21 protein-coding genes, 1 tRNA gene and 1 pseudogene are annotated in these 20,098 nt (G+C 45.5%); 13 read left to right on the forward strand and 10 right to left on the reverse strand.

Translation table 11 applies throughout. The annotated features are described in order from the left end of the window. Positions 1-23 precede the first annotated feature (23 nt). Positions 24-424: pseudogene (locus AC1DCV_RS22670) on the forward strand (ISL3 family transposase). Positions 425-534: 110 nt separating this feature from the next. Here AC1DCV_RS22670 and AC1DCV_RS22675 read toward each other — a convergent pair. From AC1DCV_RS22675 to AC1DCV_RS22685, 3 genes are all read right to left on the reverse strand, one after another. Then, positions 535-618, reverse strand: a tRNA-Leu gene (locus AC1DCV_RS22675). A 131-nt stretch (positions 619-749) separates the two neighbouring features. Next, positions 750-1,199 (reverse strand): KTSC domain-containing protein, encoded by a 450-nt coding sequence (locus tag AC1DCV_RS22680; RefSeq protein WP_441574509.1) that lies wholly within the window; start codon positions 1,197-1,199, stop codon positions 750-752. Between the two features lie 107 nt (positions 1,200-1,306). Further along, positions 1,307-1,942 (reverse strand): LysE family translocator, encoded by a 636-nt coding sequence (locus AC1DCV_RS22685; protein WP_441574508.1) that lies wholly within the window; start codon positions 1,940-1,942, stop codon positions 1,307-1,309. A 170-nt stretch (positions 1,943-2,112) separates the two neighbouring features. On the opposite strand from AC1DCV_RS22685, the gene AC1DCV_RS22690 reads away from it, so the two are divergent. Then, positions 2,113-3,039 (forward strand): alpha/beta fold hydrolase, encoded by a 927-nt coding sequence (locus tag AC1DCV_RS22690; protein WP_477025288.1) that lies wholly within the window; start codon positions 2,113-2,115, stop codon positions 3,037-3,039. Here AC1DCV_RS22690 and AC1DCV_RS22695 read toward each other — a convergent pair. Further along, positions 3,026-4,933, reverse strand: coding sequence for an AAA domain-containing protein (locus AC1DCV_RS22695; RefSeq protein WP_477025289.1), 1,908 nt, complete (start codon positions 4,931-4,933; stop codon positions 3,026-3,028). The genes AC1DCV_RS22690 and AC1DCV_RS22695 overlap by 14 nt on opposite strands. A 130-nt stretch (positions 4,934-5,063) precedes the next feature. Between AC1DCV_RS22695 and AC1DCV_RS22700 the strand changes: the two genes are divergently transcribed. The 11 genes from AC1DCV_RS22700 (at position 5,064) to AC1DCV_RS22750 (ending at position 14,287) form a co-directional block, all read left to right on the forward strand. Then, positions 5,064-5,468 (forward strand): DoxX family protein, encoded by a 405-nt coding sequence (locus AC1DCV_RS22700; protein WP_477025290.1) that lies wholly within the window; start codon positions 5,064-5,066, stop codon positions 5,466-5,468. 189 nt (positions 5,469-5,657) lie between these two features. Further along, complete coding sequence (locus tag AC1DCV_RS22705; protein ID WP_477025291.1) at positions 5,658-6,056, forward strand: hypothetical protein; 399 nt, start codon at positions 5,658-5,660, stop codon at positions 6,054-6,056. Then, positions 6,056-7,243 carry a hypothetical protein gene (locus AC1DCV_RS22710; RefSeq protein WP_477025292.1) on the forward strand — a complete coding sequence of 396 codons (1,188 nt, stop codon included), beginning with the start codon at positions 6,056-6,058 and terminating at the stop codon, positions 7,241-7,243. The genes AC1DCV_RS22705 and AC1DCV_RS22710 overlap by 1 nt, the downstream gene beginning before the upstream one ends. Before the next feature lie 72 nt (positions 7,244-7,315). Further along, positions 7,316-7,669, forward strand: a complete 354-nt coding sequence (locus AC1DCV_RS22715) for an S-adenosylmethionine decarboxylase family protein (protein WP_477025293.1) — start codon at positions 7,316-7,318, stop codon at positions 7,667-7,669. Positions 7,670-7,690: 21 nt separating this feature from the next. Then, positions 7,691-8,965 carry a DUF4178 domain-containing protein gene (locus tag AC1DCV_RS22720; protein WP_477025294.1) on the forward strand — a complete coding sequence of 425 codons (1,275 nt, stop codon included), beginning with the start codon at positions 7,691-7,693 and terminating at the stop codon, positions 8,963-8,965. A 265-nt stretch (positions 8,966-9,230) separates the two neighbouring features. After that, positions 9,231-9,446: a DUF350 domain-containing protein gene (locus tag AC1DCV_RS22725; RefSeq protein ID WP_477025295.1), complete on the forward strand. Its 216-nt coding sequence runs from the start codon at positions 9,231-9,233 to the stop codon at positions 9,444-9,446. Between the two features lie 13 nt (positions 9,447-9,459). After that, the gene (locus AC1DCV_RS22730) at positions 9,460-10,959 is read left to right on the forward strand and encodes a polyamine aminopropyltransferase (protein WP_477025296.1); all 1,500 of its coding nucleotides are present in this window, start codon (positions 9,460-9,462) and stop codon (positions 10,957-10,959) included. Then, positions 10,934-12,577 (forward strand): FAD-dependent oxidoreductase, encoded by a 1,644-nt coding sequence (locus AC1DCV_RS22735; RefSeq protein ID WP_477025297.1) that lies wholly within the window; start codon positions 10,934-10,936, stop codon positions 12,575-12,577. The genes AC1DCV_RS22730 and AC1DCV_RS22735 overlap by 26 nt, the downstream gene beginning before the upstream one ends. A 65-nt stretch (positions 12,578-12,642) precedes the next feature. Further along, entirely contained in the window at positions 12,643-13,500 is an 858-nt protein-coding gene (locus tag AC1DCV_RS22740) for a helix-turn-helix domain-containing protein (RefSeq protein WP_477025298.1), read from the forward strand. A gap of 67 nt (positions 13,501-13,567) precedes the next feature. Further along, complete coding sequence (locus AC1DCV_RS22745; protein ID WP_477025299.1) at positions 13,568-13,975, forward strand: DinB family protein; 408 nt, start codon at positions 13,568-13,570, stop codon at positions 13,973-13,975. 18 nt (positions 13,976-13,993) lie between these two features. Further along, positions 13,994-14,287 (forward strand): DUF1330 domain-containing protein, encoded by a 294-nt coding sequence (locus AC1DCV_RS22750; protein WP_477025300.1) that lies wholly within the window; start codon positions 13,994-13,996, stop codon positions 14,285-14,287. A gap of 51 nt (positions 14,288-14,338) precedes the next feature. On the opposite strand, the gene tsaA is transcribed toward AC1DCV_RS22750, so the two are convergent. The 6 genes from tsaA to AC1DCV_RS22780 all read right to left on the reverse strand — a co-directional run bounded on the left by tsaA (position 14,339) and on the right by AC1DCV_RS22780 (position 20,098). Then, a complete protein-coding gene (gene tsaA, locus AC1DCV_RS22755; RefSeq protein WP_477025301.1) occupies positions 14,339-14,737 on the reverse strand; it encodes a tRNA (N6-threonylcarbamoyladenosine(37)-N6)-methyltransferase TrmO in 399 nt (132 codons plus the stop codon). 17 nt (positions 14,738-14,754) lie between these two features. Then, the gene (locus AC1DCV_RS22760) at positions 14,755-15,990 is read right to left on the reverse strand and encodes an RNA polymerase sigma factor (RefSeq protein WP_477025302.1); all 1,236 of its coding nucleotides are present in this window, start codon (positions 15,988-15,990) and stop codon (positions 14,755-14,757) included. 58 nt (positions 15,991-16,048) lie between these two features. After that, positions 16,049-16,384 carry a YciI family protein gene (locus AC1DCV_RS22765; RefSeq protein ID WP_441574497.1) on the reverse strand — a complete coding sequence of 112 codons (336 nt, stop codon included), beginning with the start codon at positions 16,382-16,384 and terminating at the stop codon, positions 16,049-16,051. A gap of 66 nt (positions 16,385-16,450) precedes the next feature. After that, positions 16,451-16,915: a carboxymuconolactone decarboxylase family protein gene (locus tag AC1DCV_RS22770; RefSeq protein WP_477025303.1), complete on the reverse strand. Its 465-nt coding sequence runs from the start codon at positions 16,913-16,915 to the stop codon at positions 16,451-16,453. Positions 16,916-17,117: 202 nt separating this feature from the next. Beyond that, positions 17,118-18,824 carry a hypothetical protein gene (locus AC1DCV_RS22775; RefSeq protein ID WP_477025304.1) on the reverse strand — a complete coding sequence of 569 codons (1,707 nt, stop codon included), beginning with the start codon at positions 18,822-18,824 and terminating at the stop codon, positions 17,118-17,120. A gap of 11 nt (positions 18,825-18,835) precedes the next feature. Then, complete coding sequence (locus tag AC1DCV_RS22780) at positions 18,836-20,098, reverse strand: MFS transporter (RefSeq protein ID WP_477025305.1); 1,263 nt, start codon at positions 20,096-20,098, stop codon at positions 18,836-18,838.

Below are 20,098 nucleotides of genomic sequence, written 5' to 3' on the forward strand. Positions count from 1 at the left end.
ACGGAGACACGACCAAGCAACTGCTGGCTAGAAGTMGATATTTATTATTCAAACATCCCAGGCTATGGACCAGAGAACAGCAACAAAGAGCGGAACTTTTATTTAGTCATTATCCTCTTATTCATAAATCTTATCAGCTATCCCTTCGACTGGGTGAGGTTTACAGGCAGTGCAAATGTAAAGAAGAGGCGTTTAAGAAACTGGCTTTGTGGTATAATGACGTAGAGGAAGCGGGGATATTATCTTTCAAAACTGTTGCCAGGACTATTAGAACTCACTATCTGGGCATCCTCAACTTCTTCAAAGGGCTACCAACGCCGCTGCAGAGTCTTTTAATGCCAAAGTAAAATCCTTTAGAAATGCACTGCGAGGGGTGCGGGATGTTGAATTCTTCCTTTATAGATTAACTAAACTCTATGCTTAAAATTTATGCTATCCCCCAGGTTTTCAACTTGATCCGTTAGTTTTGATTCTGGAATTTTCCCAAAAATAAAAATGGACAAACCAAGAGTCATCTCGATTTGTCCATTTTAGTGCCCAGAACTGGATTCGAACCAGCACACCCTTGCGAGCGCTGCGACCTGAACACAGTGCGTCTACCAATTTCGCCATCTGGGCAACTGATATCGTGTCAGGGGTTGCAAAGATAAGCAGACAAAGCATTTCACCAAATTTTTTCCAGACTTTTTTGAAAAAAACTTCAGCACATAAATAATAATCATGTGCCGGAACCCTTTGTCCGGGCTTGTTTAAGCCTCAACCGCCTTACTTACTTTACGATACACAAACTCATGATAGATATGCCGGCGGCAGAATCTACCCGGTGTATCTGAGTTAATCAGCTTCACGTATAATGCCTTCGGAACATCCAGGTATTCATAGCTGCTGCCATCCTGGAAATGAAGTTGCAATGTTTGTTTGGTATAACTGAAATCCACCATTGTAGAGGCAGATATCGTTTCAGTATACTGTGGAAGTGCAGCCTCAATTGTTTCAGGCGCAATACTCACCAGGAAATGATATGCTTCAATCAATTCTTTACTCTTCGTTTCGGCTTCCAGCTTTTTCTCTTCCTCTACTCCTTCAAATTTATCCGGATGCCACTCCTTCATTAAATTCCTGTAAATCGTTTTTAATTCTTTTAACTCAGTAGTTTTGGTAACGCCCAGCAACTTCCTGTAATCAACTATTTTACTCATAATGTATTTGTTCAAAAAATAAACAGGCTGATCACTATGAGCAGGCTACCATTTATCTTACCCGAAAAACCGGCAAAGGTACGCTTTTTTAAGCTCCCGCCAAGCATTTATTTACCCTTGTCCAGCGCCATTTTGATGGCCAATCCGCCGAAAACACCGCCCATTACCCACTTCTGCAGGCGTACCCACTTCGGATTAGCGGAAAACCAACGCGTTACCTTCGCAGCGGAAAATATGATAAAAAAATTAACTGTGAAACTAACCGTTATCTGCGTAAGGCCCAACAGGAAGCTTTGTGCCAGCACAGACCCGTACGCCGGCTTGATAAACTGCGGAAAAAAAGACAGGTAAAACACGGCTACTTTTGGATTCAGCAGATTGGTGAAAAGACCCATACTGAATAATTTAAGCGGCTTATCTGCCTGTAGCTGTTTGTCAGTGTCAAACATGCCTTTTCCGCCCGGTTTAAGCGTTTGCCAGGCAAGGTACAGCAAATACAGGCTCCCGGTCATTTTTAGTACCGTATAGGCGTAAGGAACGGCCATTAAAACAGCGGTTAACCCAAAAGATACCAGGGTGATGTGAAACAGGAATCCACAGGCCACTCCGCAAAGCGAAATAAATCCTGCCCTTTTCCCCTGCGTAACAGACCGGGAAATCAGGTAAATCATATTCGGCCCCGGCACTAATACCATGAGCAATGCAGTAAATGCAAAAAGCAATAGTTGGCTGATCGGTATCATCGTTATTGGATTAAAGGAGAAAGATGGCACAAGATAAAACATTCTGAAAAATAAAAAGTCCTCCCGGTGATAATGACCAACACGGGTCTTCCCGTATAAATTGTTGTAATCGGGAAATTGCACTACTTTAATAGCAGAAATACCTGTTTACTTTTTCAACCTGATCTTATATGAAAACACCCGTGTTGTTAACCATGCTGCTGTTTTGCGCATTAACAGGCTACGCACAGCAACTGGACTCTATCAGATATCCCAATGGCTATCTTTATTATCATACTTACGGCAGCGGAACACCAGTAATTGTTTTATCCGGCGGTCCCGGAAACTCCTGTTTGCAGCAGGAAGAAGTAGCCATTGCACTCAGCAAACAATACCGCAGTATTTTGCTGGAACAACGGGGGACAGGATTGTCTGTTCCGGTTCCATTCGATTCTACTACCATCAATCTCAAGGCGGTCATGGATGACCTAAACCGGCTGTTGCAACACCTGCATGTAAAGCGGGCTGTTTTCTATGGTCATTCCTGGGGAGCTATGCTGGCAATGAGTTTTGCGGCCAATTACCCGGACAAAGTAAGTGCCCTGGTACTCGCCGATCCGGGATACTATAAGTTTTCTGCCGACCTGTTGACAACACATGTCAATAACCTGCGTGCCCGCCTGGGCGCATCAGATGTGGTGTTGATGGATTCACTGGATAAAAAACTGGAAGCGGGTCACGGAAATAAGGCCGATTCTGCGTTGTATACCAGAACCGTACGACTGGCCTATATCTATAACAAGTCGCTGATCGATAGTATGATGGTGAAGATGAATGGAGCGAAAACGAATTTGCTGATGCAACAACTGATGGTGAGTGATCTGCGGCGGGTACACTACGACCTGAGCAAAAATTTATTTCATTATAAAGGTCCCATCACCATCATTGCCGGCAACCAGGATCCATTGGCATTTTACACCTATGAGCTGAAAATCATCCGCCCGGATATAAAATTATATTGGATACAAGGTGCCGGCCATTTTCCGATGTTTGAACAACAGCCTGCATTTAATCAGCAGCTATTGTCCGTTATGAGTACGGCAGTTAAATATCCATAAATTCCCAGGCGCTCTGGTAGGCATTTTTATTTTCTGCATAGGTGATAAAGTCCGCATAGAATCCCAGCTGGGAAAGCGTTCCGCTGTCACCTATCACCACCAGTTTTTTACGTGCCCGTGTCATGGCTACATTCATACGCCGGATATCGGATAAGAATCCAATCTTGTTTTCGGTATTACTGCGCGTCATGCTGATGTATACAATATCGCGCTCCTGTCCCTGGAAACTATCTATGGTATTCACAGAAATTTTGTCTGCATAAGGCTGTAGTACCGGTGAATGCAGCAGCTGTTCTTTTAGCAGTTGTATCTGTTGTTTATAGGGAGATATCACTGCTATTGTTGGAAAATCTTTCGGCTGGTAATGCGCACTCAGATCAGCTACCAGCAAGGTAAGATGTTTAAATAAAAAGGCAGCTTCCTCCGGATTGGTGGTGCTGGTGCCTTCAGATTTTTCATCAAACCCGCAGCCGGCAGTGTCTACAAAGGAAAGCGGATTATCTGCTGAAAACAGCAGATGGCGGGCAACAGATGCATGTGCTTTCAGTTTATCTTCATAAAAAATGCTGGAAGAATATCCCATAATGGTTTCGTGCATACGGTATTGTTCTTCCAGCAGCGTCACACTTTCCGGATGCAGGGCCGTACATTTTTCCAGCAGGGTAGTGCTCAACCCTTTTCTGGCAGCTTCTTCTGATTTAACGGTGGGTGATAACTGGCAATGATCACCTGCCAGCACCACCTTTTGTGCTTTCAGAATGGGAATCCAGCAGGCAGGTTCCAGTGCCTGCCCGGCTTCATCTATCACCACAGTATGGTACTGCAGATTTTTGATGGTATAATGATTGGCGCCTACCAGTGTGGCCGTAATCACCTGCGCTTTGGTGATCAGGTCGTCAATGATATATTGTTCGGTGTTGCCTACTTCTTTCATGATCTTGCGGGCTTCATCAAACAGCGCTTTTCGTTGTTCTCTTTCGGCTTTGCCGAAATTACGTTTGTACTTATGCGCCATATCGCGGAACTCATTGGCCTGTTTCTTCAGTCGCTTGATTTCCTTGATGCTGCTGTGTTCAGACACTTTACTATCGAGCGTGAGTGACATGAGTCTTTCGGAAACACGGGCGGGGTTACCTACACGGAGCACATTCAAACCTTCATCCGATAGTTTTTCACTGAGCAGATCTACCGCGGTATTACTAGGGGCTACTACCAGTATTTGTTTACGGTCCTGTTGTATCAATGCTTTGATGGCCTGTACCAGCGTGGTTGTTTTACCCGTGCCGGGAGGTCCGTGTACAATCGCCAGATCGTTGGCAGATAATATATTGGTAACGGCTGATTGCTGGGATGCATTTAATTTTGGATTCACATAAGGTGGCTGCTCCGGGTGAAAGGAGGGCTTCTTTTCTCCGGTTAGTATCTTTATCAGTCTGCCTTCCGGTTCTTTATCCTGTAATGCGTCTGCCTGTTTGAGGGCATTCTGCATTTCATCATAGCTGTTGTCGTCGAATAATACATCAATTCCCAGCTTGCCGTCACTGGCCCATTCCGGCAGTTCATCGGTGCGCAGGGTTATTTTCAGGCGGTTGCCGCCCTGGTAGGAGATGGTACCTTCCAGATGATCCTGTTTCCGGTCGTGGTTGGAAAATAGCATCGCGGAAGCGCCAAAACGCAGTTGATGAGGAATATCCTGATGGGTGGTACGCTCTACTTCCACGGTCAGGTAGTCGCCCCGGCTCATTTCAGAACCCCGGATAGCAATGGGGTACCAGGTAAGTCCATTCGCCCTGCGATCTGCTACGGACGAGGTTTCTGTCATTTGCTGATAAGACTTTTGGTCCGTTTCCCGTTCTATTTTGAGTAAATCAAGCTGCTTTTTGAAATAATCCATGGCGCAAAGGTAAGATGTTCTGCTTTTGTCGCAATCGGCCATTAAGAATGTCGTATTCGCCCTCGGCAAAAAATAATGAATCGGTATAAGTTTGTATCGTTAAACAAACAACCAAAAAAAACTAAAGTATATGGAAACGCAAACAATCTATATGAAACCAGTAGCTCCTTCTAAAAGCACCCGTATTACCGGTTGGGTGATCACTATTCTCGTATTACTTTTTCTCCTGGTAGATGCAGTGATGAAAGTAGCTAATGCCGCAGTATCTGTTAAAGGTAGTGTGGATCTGGGCTGGCCGGAACAACAGGTACAGGGCCTTGGCGTAGTACTGCTGCTCTGCACCATTTTATACGCAATACCCCGCACCGCTATACTGGGAGCTATCTTCCTGAGTTGTTATCTGGGTGGAGCAGTAGCGGTGATGTCCCGGCTAAATATATCCTACTGGTTCCCCATTATTTTCGGCATCCTGGTATGGGCCGGTGTATATTTACGCTTTCCCGCACTGCGTACTGTTTTTCCCCTGAACAAATAAGAGGAACAAAATAAAAATGCGGGTGTATTGCAACGCAATACACCCGCATTTTTATTTTGACAGCACAGCGGAGATTTATTATTTTGCATGCGTATTAACCTATACGCCCGAAATGAATAAGCTTATGCGGAAAAACCACCGGGAGTATGTCATTGCCAGAATTTAAATCATGCTTTAATCAACAATCCTATGAACCATTACGTAGCCGGAAACGGCGATCAGCAGCTCAAGCTGGCTGTTGATATTACTACCAATGGATTTGCGTGGACGAGAATATTTACAATGCTGGACGATGGCAGCAAATTTCCTGTTCCCGATGGCGTATCCGATGCATCCGGAGATATCCGGCAAATGGCGCTGGGACGGGCTATGAGTTTGCAGCGCAGAAGTATTCACATCGTTACCAAAATAGAATTATTCTGGGAAGACCTGGCCACCCGAAAAATTGAATTTGGGAAAATAGGGGCCCGTTACGTGTTTGATGCCGGCACGGAAGGTCATAAGGAATTCACTATACCTGACCAGGTAATCAACGCCAGTGGCGATTTCAGTACTGTTTATTTATTGGTGACCGTAAAACTGGACTAATGATGAAGCAACTTATCTGTTGGCTGTCGTTGTTGTTATTGCTGTTGACCCGCCAGCAGCTTTATGCACAGGAAGCACCTGCAGAAAAACTCAGCGTACCGCAATCCAGTGCTTTTAAGCTGGTAGATATTTCGCCCACCTTAATTGAATCACCCGCTACGCCCAAAGCTTTCGGGTTAAGTGTACTGCAAAACTTTAACGGAGATGGCTGGCCACAGAATTATGCCGCTCAGTTTACGCCCTATTGGTGGGCACTCCCGAAAAACCGCGACGTGTTCCGGTTCATCGGCATTAAACGCTACAAAACAGGCACCGCGCCGGAAGTATGGAAAACGCAGCCTTTTTCCGCCCTTAAATTCACTACTATTTCTATCGCTTTCATCAGGAAAGATATGATCCCGGATAGTGCCGGCACCACCCAGAAAGTTTTCTCTGCCGGTTTCCGGAGCACACTGCTGCGGGCCTACCGCAAAGGGTATGCGGAACGCTTACACGCCACCGTGGACACGCTCACCCAAAAGCAGCAAGCGGATATACTGGATGCTGTGAACTCGGATCCTGCATATGGCACCGCTGTCCAAAACGGTGATACTGCCACTGTTGCCAGGATCTTCAGACAATATACCGCCCGTAAAAACGAAGCCCTGTCGGCTTTAATGACCCGGGTAAAAAATCAGCTGACAGAAAAACCTCTTTTTCAATGGGACGTGGCCGGCGCCTACGCTACCTATGGTATTGCTGATACTGCCTGGAAGGCCGGCAGAGCGGGCATATGGAGTACATTTGCCCTGAATACCCCACTCAATTTAAATCACCCCGGGGCCACCACTACCAATTATCTCAGTATTGCTGCTTACGCCAGATATATGTATGATGCCTATGCCCTGGAAAACGGCGCCATCACCCCGGCCAACAGTGTGGATGTAGGCGGGCGCCTGTCGTTTGAATTTGACCCCGTGAGTTTTGGCATGGAAGCGGTGTACCGGAACTATACGGTGCAGGATAACTTGAAATCCCAGCGGATAGTTGGCTTTGTTAATTACCGGATAGCAAAAGATATGTACATCAACGGCGCCTTTGGCAACGATTTTGGATTGGATAAGTCGCGGATACTGGCCATGTTCGGCGTAACGTTTGGATTTGGGAATGAGAAAATTGACATGAGCAAGCTGCCTGCGGTGCCGTAAGTATTTTTCCGTTATTCTTTTAAATCCGGAATTCTTTAATTTACTTTGCCGGTTGCTAACATTTTCACATGTATGGAATATAAACCGGGATTACACTTGTTAACCACGTTGTATACCCAACGAACAGACCTTTTGTATAGTAGTGAACGCTGGCAGGATTTTATCAATGAGCAGATATTGCAACATCATCTCACAGAAGTAGGAAATAGTGTACATAACTTTCCAGGTGGCGGATTTACGGCGGTGAGTTGTCTCACGGAATCCCATATATCGGTACATACCTGGCCGGAATATGGATTGTGCACATGCGATGTATTCCTGTCGAATTTTAAAAGAAACAATGATGATACCACCATTGCACTCATGGAAAGCATAAAAGTTTTTTTTGAAATCACACATCATGAATCCCATAGCTTACGTAGATAGCTCCCTTAACCTTTGTCTGTAATGAGCATACCACAACAATCGATCACCTGCCCCGGGTGTAATAAAAAACAGGTATTATTTGATGCCGCTAAAGTCGTTTGCTACGTTTGTGGTAACTGCAATGCGGTATTAAAGAATACGGGATTGGGTTTCGAAAAAATATACAAGCTTCATTCGCCTAAAAAAAATCAGTTGATTCCGCTGGGTACCACCGGTCAGCTTCGCGGGCAGCCATATACGGTGATCGCTTACGCAGAACGCTTTGAAGTAGGTACTTCCTGGTATTGGGAGGAATATACCTTGAAGCGGGGAGATAGCCATGAAATAGCATTTCTGTCAACCTACGATGGTCACTGGAACCTACTGGCGCCCATCCCCAATGATCAGCAACTGGGTAATGCTGCGCTGGGTGGTGAAAAAACAATCAGCTTCCAGGGCGAAGATTATGAGCGATTCAGTAAATACCAGGCAAAATATAATTATGCCAGTGGAGAGTTTAACTGGGAGGCCGACTTTAACAACCAGGTGAGATGTGTGGAATTTATTCATCCACCGGAGATGATTGCGATGGAATATGATGAAAGGAGCCGCGATGAAGCAGACCTGTTTCAGGGCAGTTACATTCCGCATAAGGAAATCCGGCTGGCATTTCCCTCAACAGCTACCATGAATAAACCAGTAGGTATAGCCCCTGCGCAGCCGCTTTACTGGAATATTCAACCCCGGCGTTTCCTGACCGGAACCCTGATGTTTTGTGTGCTGGCACTGATCATTCAGTTGGTATACAGCAGCTATCGCAAACAGGTAGAAGTTTTTCATGAAAATATTACCATCGATACCGCTACCGCAAATAAGCCCCGGGTTTCGCCATCCTTTAAACTAACGGGCAGCATGTCCAATATGCAGGTGGAAGTTAGTAGCAACGTAGATAATAACTGGTGCGAAACGGAAATAAACCTGGTGAATGAGCAAACCGGTAAGGAAACTAATTTTGTGGTCGGCGCATCCTACTACCATGGCTATTCTGAAGGAGAGTCCTGGTCGGAAGGAAATCCCCGGCAAAAGGAATTTATATGTAGTGTAGCTCCCGGCACCTATCATTTTGTAGTCACTCCTACAAAGGAAGTTATTTCGGTGCCGGTGGATATTACTTTAACCGTATTCTGGGATATCCCTTCTTTTTGGAATGCCGGACTGCTGTGTTGTATACTGGGCGCCATTGCGGTGATCATTTACTTTTTAGGGCGGCATTTCGAACAAAGACGCTGGGAGGAAAGCAATGTTGTTAAACATTAAACACTAACAAATGCAGGAAGACAACGGATATTTACCAGTTATAAAGAAGCGACTCGCTATATTATGGCAAAAAGATAAGGTTATCATTTGCCTTGCCTCGCTTTTTTTAATCGCATTACTATTGAGTAATCATTTTGGCTACCGCATCTGTAACTGTGCCAGTACCGAAAAATGGGAGCCTGGTACTGCACGCACTGCCCGCGGCCGCAGTGGAGTAAATCATTTTTATCATAAATAAATCCATTTTATCAATAACCTATAATTTATGGACGCATTAGAACTCAAATACATTCTCGCATCAGTAGTTTATTCTTTCATAGGAGTCATCATCCTTATGCTGGCCTTCTGGCTGGTAGATCGCTTTACACCGGAAAATACCTGGAAAGAAATTGTACAAAACAAAAATGTGGCGCTGGCAATTGTAGTAGCTGCTTTTATTATCGCTATCGGCATGATTATCAGCTCAGCGATTCATGGTTAAATTAAGGGGATCAGTGGAAGTACTGCTTTTATTATCTGTGTTTGTGATAGCTACCTGCGGCCTGATTTACGAACTGGTGGCAGGTACGCTGGCGAGTTATTTACTGGGAGATTCGGTTACACAATTTTCTACGATCATCGGGGCCTATTTGTTCTCGATGGGCATCGGAGCATACCTGTCGCGCTTCTTTAAAAAAGAATTGTTAAGCTGGTTTATTCAGTTGGAAATCCTGGTTGGCCTGATAGGAGGCATCAGCTCCGCGCTGCTGTTCCTGCTATTCGAGCACGCGGCCTCATTTCGTTTGATCCTGTATCTGCTGGTAGGACTAACAGGTACCCTTGTAGGATTGGAAATTCCGTTGCTCATGAGCATTTTAAAGAACCGCTATGAGTTCCGTGATCTGGTGTCAAGGGTATTTACATTTGATTATATCGGTGCATTGCTGGCTTCTATTGTATTTCCCCTACTACTGGTACCTTATCTGGGATTAATCCGGACTTCCTGTTTCTTCGGTATCCTCAATGTACTGGTAGCCATGGTCGTGTGTGTGAAGTTTAAACGGGAGATTAAATGGGCGTCCTACCTGAAGCTGAAAGCGATAGTGGTGATGCTGTTGTTGATCAGTATTTTTGTCTGGGCCAATGAAATCATGTCTTTTTCAGAGGGACAGGTATACCGTGATCCGGTCATCTATTCTCATTCTTCTCCCTATCAACGGATCGTCATCACCCGCAGTAAAACGGACCTGCGGCTGTATCTGAATGGTAACCTGCAATTCAGCTCCGTAGATGAATACCGTTATCACGAAGCGCTGATACATCCTGCTATGATGTATGGCCCCCGCCATAACAAGGTGCTGGTACTGGGTGGTGGAGACGGAATGGCCGCCAGGGAGATACTGAAATATCCGGAGGTAGAACATATTACACTGGTAGACCTGGATCCGTCTATGACAAAGCTATTCAGGCAGAATAGCATGTTATCGAAACTGAATCATAACTCCCTTACTTCCCCTAAGCTGGAAGTAATCAATGCAGATGCTTTTCAGTGGTTGAAAGAAAATAAAACTTTGTATGATGTAGTGATTGTTGATTTTCCAGACCCAGGTAATTATGCCGTCGGGAAATTATATACCACTGCTTTTTACAGACAGCTTCGCCGTTCGCTGTACGACAGCAGCGTGGTGGTGATACAGTCTACCTCGCCTTTTGTAGCGCCCAAAGCGTTCTGGTGTGTGAATGCTACCCTGCACGCATGCGGCTATCAAACCTTACCTTATCATACGTACGTTCCTTCTTTTGGAGAATGGGGCTATGTAATGGCTTCGCCTGCAGGGCTGGTTGAACATCATGAACAGTTACCCGCAGGGTTACGGTATTTTTCAACGGCCGTATTCCCGCAAATGTGCCAGTTCACAGCCGATATGGATAAACGTGAAGTGTTGGCGAATCATTTAAACAATCAGGTATTAGTGCAATATTTTGAAGATGAATGGGGAAAATACCAGGAGTAAACCACTTAGCCGCAAAGATTTTTTGCGGTATATGGCCCTCATTGCAGGCGCCACTGTTACCGCTACACAATACACCCGGTGTAGTAGCAAAAAGGATAAATACGGGCATATAACAGGTAAAATACATGGTGCTTCAGCAGCGATTGGTCATCAACTGCGGGACACTACTTTTACCACACCGCAACACATAGAGGAATTCGATGTAGTGATAGTGGGGAGTGGTATTGCCGGACTATCGGCAGCCAGGGTACTGCAACAAAACGGAATACACCGTTTCAGTATGCTGGAGCTGGAATCTCATGCCGGCGGTAATTCCGCCAGCGGACAAAATGAATACTCCGCCTACCCGCTGGGAGCGCATTATCTGCCAATACCTAACCTGGATAATAAACCGCTGCTTTCCTTATTAGAGGAAGCCGGCATACTTATAAATTACGATGCAAATGGACTACCCGTTTACAACGAAACAGACCTGTGCTTTGATCCGGAAGAAAGGCTGTTTATTCATGACCGCTGGCAGGAAGGACTGGTCCCGCAATTTGGAGTAGCAGCCACTGCATTGGCAGAGTTTCGCCGCTTCTTTGCGGCTGTGGAGAAATTGCGTTGGGAGAAAGGAAATGATGCATTGTTTGCATTTGACATACCGGTAGCCGGTAGCTCCAAAGATCCGGTCTACACGGCCCTCGATCATATCTGCATGAAGGAATACCTCGAGCAACAGGGTTACCATTCGGCAGAACTGTATTGGTATATCGACTATTGCTGCCGGGATGATTACGGCGCGGGTATCGGCGCCATCAGTGCCTGGGCTGGGATCCATTATTTTGCCGGCCGCAAAGGCAAAGCCGCTAATGCAGATGGTTCGCAGGTACTTACCTGGCCCCAGGGCAATGGCCGGCTGGTACAGCATCTGCAGCAATTCAGCCAAAATAATCTCCGTACAAATTGTCTCGCTTATAAAGTAACACCGGAAGGAAATAAGGTAATAGTAGACTACCTGGACGTTGCTACCCGGCAGACTAAACGCATAGTCGCCAATGCCTGTATTATGGCTACGCCACAATTTATTACCCAGCGTCTATTGCCATCTGCAGGATATAATCACGACTTCGTATACTCTCCCTGGTTAGTAGCCAATATTACCCTGGATCATGTACCTGAATCACGCGGCTATCCTTTATGCTGGGATAATGTGATATACGGAGGCCGGTCACTCGGCTATGTGAATGCCCAGCAGCAAAAAATCACGCAAATACCATTGGCAAAACAAGTCATTACTTACTATCTACCGTTGGATCATCTGTCGCCCGTAGAGTCGAGAAAATACGCATTAGGACTGGCACATGCGCATTGGGTGAAATTGATTACGGATGACCTGGAAAAGGCGCATCCTGGTATCCATGCACTGATCAGGAATATAGAGGTGTGGGTATGGGGCCATGGTATGATCCGGCCTCATCCCGGTTTTATTACAGGGCCCGCCAGGGCTGCCGCAGCGCAAAGCGGCCATCCGCATGTATTCCTGGCCCATTCTGATCTGAGTGGTATTTCCATATTTGAAGAAGCATTTTATCATGGAAATAATGCAGCCAATGCGCTGCTGGCCAGCCGGAAATAAAGTGTAATACTCCTGACATAACGCTGTCAGTATACCGTATTAAATTTGGTCATTATTATCTCACAATGACTAACTTTATACATATGCAGGCGGATATACAAACACTTTATGATTCACCTATTTGTACGGTACATAATTTTTTGTGCCGGTGCAGGGAGTGCGCTGTATCTGAAAAAGAATATCAGGCCACATTTTCTATGGCCTATATCCGCAAAGGCAATTTCCGGTTTAAAGTTTTCAGAAATGATTTAGATGCTTACAGTGGCTTATTCCTGCTCTGTAAACCTGGCTATGAACACCAGGTAGCCCATGTGCACGATATTCCGGATCAATGCACCATTTTTTCCTTTCCGGAGGAAAGTACAGCCGGCTTAATGGCGCATGCTGCAGCCTTCGCCTGGTTTTTTGATAACCCGGATATACAGTCGATACTCGTAAAAGCCACTGCTGAAATGGAGTTTCTGCACCAGCGTATATTCACTTTGCTGCAACAATCACGCTACTCCCGGCTATGGGCGGAACAACTGATGACGGAGCTTTTTCTGCTGGTACTGGCCGCTGGTAACCCGCGGCAGCCCTTGCCGGTGTTGAATGACAAACAAAAGAGAAATTATCTCCCGGTAATTGAACAGGTAAAGGAATTTATCAATGAAAATTATGCAGATGATGTTAGCCTGCCACAATTAGCGGCACTGGGTAATATGAGCCCGTTTCATTTTAACCGCCTGTTCAGGCAAATTACAGCAGCAGCGCCATACAACTATATGTTGCAGGTAAGACTCAAACAGGCGCACCTGCAGCTTTGTAATACACAGCTACCCGTTACAGATATTGCCTTCTCCTCCGGCTTTAACAGTCTTGAACATTTTTCCGCAGCTTATAAAAAGCAGTTTGGAAAATCTCCTTCCGCCACACGCCTGTAAAAACAGCAATTTTCCTTAAACAGATGCTATCCGGGCAGGTTAATTTTGGCTTATCAAATTGAATATTATGAAAGCACAATTATTAACAACGCTCGGCAATGCAAAGGATTACACGTTGAGCGTGGCCGCCGCTATGCCCGCAGAAAACTTCGGTTTTAAACCCACTGCAGCCGTGTGGACATTTGGAGAACTAATGCATCATATAGGCTATGGAATTGGTTGGTGGGAAGAAAATTTTATAAGACAACAACCCTCTGACTGGGATCCTCCTGTAGCCACCACCGGCAAAGATGCTACCATTGCTTACCTGGACCATGCTTTTTCTGACCTGAAAAAAAGCATGGAGCATATGCAACTGTCTGATCAGGCGATAGCCGGCTTTTATGCTACGATTGATCACATCACCCATCACCGCGGACAGGCGACCGTGTACCTCCGCATGAATGGAATCGTACCACCGGAATATATTTACTAATGTTTGAAAGCATCACTTATGCCAGTATATTATATCAATAGCTACGATATCACCAACATGGAAGAATACCGCAAATACGGCCCGCCGGTAATAGCGTTACTGCATCGATATGGCGCGGAGGTATTGGCATCCGATCTGGAAGCCATCGGGGTAGAAGGCGCAGTAAAGAAAATGAATGCAGTGATTAAATTTCCGTCGGAAGCGGCGGCATTGCAATGTTATAATGATCCGGCGTATCAGCCGTTAAAGGCCATACGGTGGGCTTCTACAGATAATTGTACCATGACATTGGTGCATGGGTTTGGGGAGTAAATACCATCTGCTCCGGTTGTTGCTTTTTTTGCAACAACCGGATATTTCGCTTTATTTCCGGATGACCGGTTTAATATCCACTACAGGTGTTTGATCCAATGCTTCCAGGCCGGATACGCAAATGACGCCATCAGGTGAAACCGCCAATACTTTCACTTGATGCATACCAATAGGATTAGGCCGGTCAGGTGATCTGGTGGAGAATACGCCGGTAAGCGGAGCTGCCGGATTATTCCTGGGCTGGCATGCTAATATTGTTCTGTTGGCCTGATGCAGCCAGGTAAATAAAAGCAGGTCTGTTCCCTCGGTAATGTGCTGGATACCTGTTATAAATTCCGGGAAGATAGTGATCATTGCGGCTGGTGCATTTTCACTTTCCTGCAACGGACATTCTTCGAGTGCCGTTAGAATGGAATCGATTTTACCGATAAATTTTATATTGGCTTCCATGTGTATATCAGTATTTATTAGCGGATGCTATCCATCTTTTCTTTAATTCCCTGGCGCTCCACCTGTATTTTAGCCAGGTCATACGCTTTCTGAAGATGCATCAACGCTTTTTTGTTATCAATATCTTTATATAATTCACCCAGCAACAGAAAATAAAAATGGTTATTCTCCAGCTTTAATTTTTCTGCTTCTGCCAAAGCTGCTTTTTTCCCATTGGCTTTGTATAATGCAAATGTCCTGTTAAGGGCTACGCTGGGGGAGTAGTTGATCATTAGCAGGGCGTTGTATAACTGTAGAATATCCTCCCATTTTTCAGGGCTATCTTCCTTTATGCAATGCCAGTAGGCAATCCTGGCTTCGAGATGGTAAGAGCTGACTTCGTCGCCTTGTGCAGACAGTGCCAGGAAGTGTTGGCCCTGGTTGATCAACGCCTGATCCCATAATGCTTCGTTTTGTTCTTCATAAAGCACTACGGTGTTGTCGTTGGATTGTCGTGCATTAAACCGGGAGGCATGAAAGCACATGAGCGCAATTAAAGCATTTGTTTTAGGCAGATTGGTGAGGTCATATTCCGTCAGCATTAAGCCCAGGCGCAATGCTTCTATGCACAGGTCTTTTTGTAGGATCTGGTTCTGCGTTTGTGAGTAATAGCCTTCACTGAAAAGAAGGTAAATAATGTGTAGTACATTATCGAGCCGGTTCACGATTTCATGTTCCGGTGGCAGTTCCATTTTTATATTTTCAGTCCGCAGTTTTTCTTTGGCCCGGAATAATCTTTTGTTGATGGTTTCTTTATTGGATAAAAAGGCTTCGGCAATTTCATCGATACCAAAGCCGCAAAGAATACGCAAAGCCAGTCCGATCTGGGCTTCGCTGGCGATAGCAGGTGTGCACACGGCAAAAAGCATTTGTAGCTGGCTATCTTTAATTTGCTGGGGAGAGAAACTAAAGTCTTCTGTTTCCACGCTGCGTTCTTCTCTGGCAGTTAATTCCGGCATCACCTTCTTTTCATATATTTTATTTCTCCTGAAATGATACAAGGTTTTTTGTTTGGCAACTGTGTATAACCAGGCTGTTGGATTTGGAGGAATGCCTTTTGCTTCCCAGGTTTCCGTTGCCAGCAAAAATGTTTCGCTGACAATATCTTCTGCTATTTCAATATGCTGTAAGCCATAAAGGTGGCTGATGACAGCTACCATTTTGGAAAATTCCTGCTGGAATAAATGCTTTAAAGCCGTGTGTCCCTTTTCCATATATAAATAGCAAAACCACCCTCGCGAAAGAGTGGCTTTGTTTGATGATATTGATAAATTATAAGATAGCCCTGATTTCAACGCTGCCGTTGGCATCCAGCGCAGGACAGCCATGAGCCAGGGTGGTGGCTTCTTCTATGCTGTCTGCTTTCACAATAAGAAAACTACCCAGACGTTCCCTGATTTCAACAAAGGGACCATCGGTAATTACACCGCCTGCTTTTAATACTTTACCTGTGGTGTCCAGGCGGCGGCCGGGAGCAACTACTTTTCCCTGTGCTGCAATACCACCTGCCCAGTCTCCCCATTTCTTGGAAAGGGCCTGCATTTCTTCCGGTGTAGCATTGCTGTAATCATAACTAGGTTGACGAAATATTAACATGAACTCTTTCATGGCGTATTATATTTTAATAGATAAATGAATGTACGAATTTGATAGATATGACAAAATAATCAGGCACTAATTTGCTTTTGCAGTAAACATGCCAGGCTTGTAACCGCCTGCTACAGGCAGAAATGCGGCGTTTAAACGATTATAACTGTTGATGGCAAGAGCGGCCATGGTCAGGTCTATCAGCTCTTCTTCAGAAAATATCTCCCGGCTGGCAGCATACACATCATCCGGTACCTGTGCTTTGGTAACTGCTTCTACCCAGGCAAAAGCGGCACGTTCCCGCTCCGTATAAACCGGAGCATCGCGCCATGCATTCAGCATGTAAAGACGCTGCTCTGTTTCCCCGATAGCACGAAGATCTTTGGAATGCATATCCAGGCAATAAGCACAGCCATTGATTTGTGATACCCGGAAATAAATCAGGTGCAAAAGTGGTTGCTCAATAATAGATTTTGTCAGATAGGCTCCAATACCATTTAATGCTTTGAATGCGCCCTGACCTTTTTCGTAATAGTTAATTCTCTGTTCCATGATGTGTTTATTTTATTGTTGAATATTTGTGTTTATACTTCAATAAGGACTGACTTAAATCAAATTGGACATCTCTGGAAAAAAAAATTAAAAAAAGACGAAAAGCCGAAAGGGAAAAGCAAAAAGCTATTGTATAGGAGAACATAATATATATGTTTATCTCCCATGCAATAGCTTTTTGCTTTTCCCTTTCGGCTTTTCGCTAATAACTCACCACTACCTCATTCACCAGCATCCGGTTACCCATTTTACTCACTTTTCCGCCCGCAGGCGTAAACACCAGCACGGCCGGACTGCGGCCCGGCATTGCCAGGTCGTATTGTTGTTTCACCTGTCGTGCTATAAAACGCCTGCTAACAGTATCATAAATATCTACCGGTACATCTCCTACATTTACCTTCACTGTTTTTTCTTCCGTATAAGGGTTATAATAGAGATAGGAAGGATACGCCTTATCTCTGAAAAAATCAGTGGCCAGTAAATTCAGTTGTAATATGCCGGGTACGCTGGTGGTGCGGATGATGCTGCCGAAAATCCCCACATGTCCGCTGCCATATACGCTGAACTGTGATACATCGGGATTTCCTTTTGCCCATTGTGGTCCGTCTCCCTGTGCCACGGGAGCTTTCAGGTGGGCGTATTCGGGGTAAGAAGAGGTATGGATAATGCCTTCATAACCAATCACGCCTTTGGTAATGGCTGCTTTTTCAGGAATGGTTTCATGATCATCGGGCATATACTGTGTATAGAAAAACCTGGCTGCATTAGCGGCATTCAGCATCCATTTGCCAATAGCAGCCGCATAGGAAGGATCATAACGCACCAGTGGCACCAGCGGCCAGGCCGCATCATAGGTGTTCATAAGGAAGCCGTAACCCCCTCTGTCGGTGGTGCTGCCCACAATGCCGGATATATCAATACCATTCCAGTTGCCGGCCAGTACACCCCAGCCAAGGCGGCATGCGGGGTCGCCATTAAAACTCCATTCCAGGAATTTTTGTACGTTGAATTGTTTGCCTTGCTCGGCATTCAGTCTTGCTGCCATATAAGCCCCGAAAGGCATCAGCACTTCATAGTTGGTATTATGTGGCTGTTTTTCCAGTGTTTGCAGCGCCTGTACTGCATGTTGCAGGTATCGGGGATCACCGAACTTCCGGTAGGCGGCATATAATACATAAGCATGACCTGCCGCAGCATCCTGCTGCTTGCAGATCCAGTTATCTTTTGGTTGCAACTGTGCATAATCAAAAAACGAATGATCATAATTGCCATTCAGCACAGAGTCTGCTGCACAGAACTTTTCCGCGATGCGATGTGCCAGCGTATCAAAGCCTGCTGTGGCCGGATAGTGATCATAGATGCCATAAAAGAGTACATTAGGATATACGTCATACCACCAGTCGCGCCCATAGCCTCCACCCAGCTGTGCTACTTCCGGACAGGTATTATTCATCATAATATCCCATCCTGTTTCCCGGTTAAAATAGTTTTTTAACATGGCCACATAGTTAAGGCCCTGTTGCTGACTTTTATCTACGCCCACCAGGGTAGCTCCCAAAGTAGCCCCCATGGTGGCCAGTGCTTCGTGAAAGATCCCTTTGTTGTGTGCAGGTCCCTGCCGCTGATCATCCATCGCTGTATACAATCCTACTACCGGCTGATCAAAATTATGACGGCTGCTATCCCACCATACCAGTGGCCAGTGAGGTCCTGGCGTATTAAAGTTGTAGGCTGTACTGTCAAATTGCCGGGCCAGGGCATACCAGTCTATGATTTGTAACGGCTGCGGCACATCTGCCATGGAGTCCAGGCGAGCCAGGTGCTGCTGCACCACCGGCTGTGGCGCCGGCGTTTTGCAGGCCATCCATACCAGGCAGAGGGCTATTCCCGTTGTTGTCAATTTTACCATGCTTATACAATTTATATCACTACGGATGTTTTTTCTTTGGTTTCTTTAATCAGTGCCTTTCCTTCTTTAATAATACTTTTCCCTACCACAATGGAAAGGAGTTGCAGCACGGCAATAATGATGATGGCGTAACGCAGCGCCACCTCGTTGGAAAAATAATACGCCAGGAAAATAAAGGTGCCCGCACCCAGGAAACGGCCGGCATACAGTCCTACTTCATGATTCAGAATATAAGCGTATTCATTGCGCTTTTCTTTTTTAGAAAGAATATCAATCACACTAAACTGGATAGGGAAATAAGCCATGTCGAGCAATGGTTTTGCCAGCAACAGGAACAGCATAAAGATGACTACTCCCGTGGCATTGTAAAAGGTGCCATTGAAAATAGCCGCCAGCGCGAAACATACCAGGCCGCCCGCAAAAATAGACAAGCGGTGTTCCGGCTTTGCCGCCCTGCCAATAATATACATCAGCACCGCAGCAATGATAGCACCTACAGATTGTGCCGTGCCTAATGCGCCTTCTTTTCCCAGCAACAACATAATCAGCATGGCAGGAGCGGTAACAAGATACCCCTGTGCCAATCCCTTCAGTGAAGCCAGCATCAACAACTTCCGCCAGTAAGGATGAAAGCGCAGGTAGATAAATGTTTTCTGATCCGGATTACGGAAATGCCCGCGGAAACAAACCACAGAGGCAAAAATAGTAATTACAAAAACCAGCCCGGTGATGATGCGATAGGCATTGTTCACATTCATTTCACCACCGGATTCTATAAACCAGCCAATACAAATAGGGATGACAACGGCAATGATGGTGTAGAAAAATGTTTCCAGGCCATAGTAATAGTTACGGTTTTCATCATTGGTGATGGACAAGGCGAGGTAGTCGCGGTTGGCCCAGTAGAAGCCGAAAGACATGCCCATAATCATTCCTGCAATACCAATGCCGGTGAGGTCCAGCGTTTTCAACGACATCATCACAATCATGGATACACCACTTAGTAACATGCCGGCCGAATACAATGTTTTAATACTAAACCGGCTCAACAAAAAACCGTTGATCAAAAACGTGAGCGGTATACCCGTGTAAATAGTCAGTTGATAGATCACCACTTTCGTAGGGTCGTTAGAGTTACGCATCACGTACGCTGCCACAAAGATGTCGATCACCGGTAATACCAGTGCATAAATCATATTGGTGAGCACAAGTATGCGAAAATCATGGGGCTGCCGGTTGAAATGTTTTATTTCTGCAGAAAGCTTGCTGAACAT

The organism is Chitinophaga sp. 10T418 (assembly GCF_056394125.1).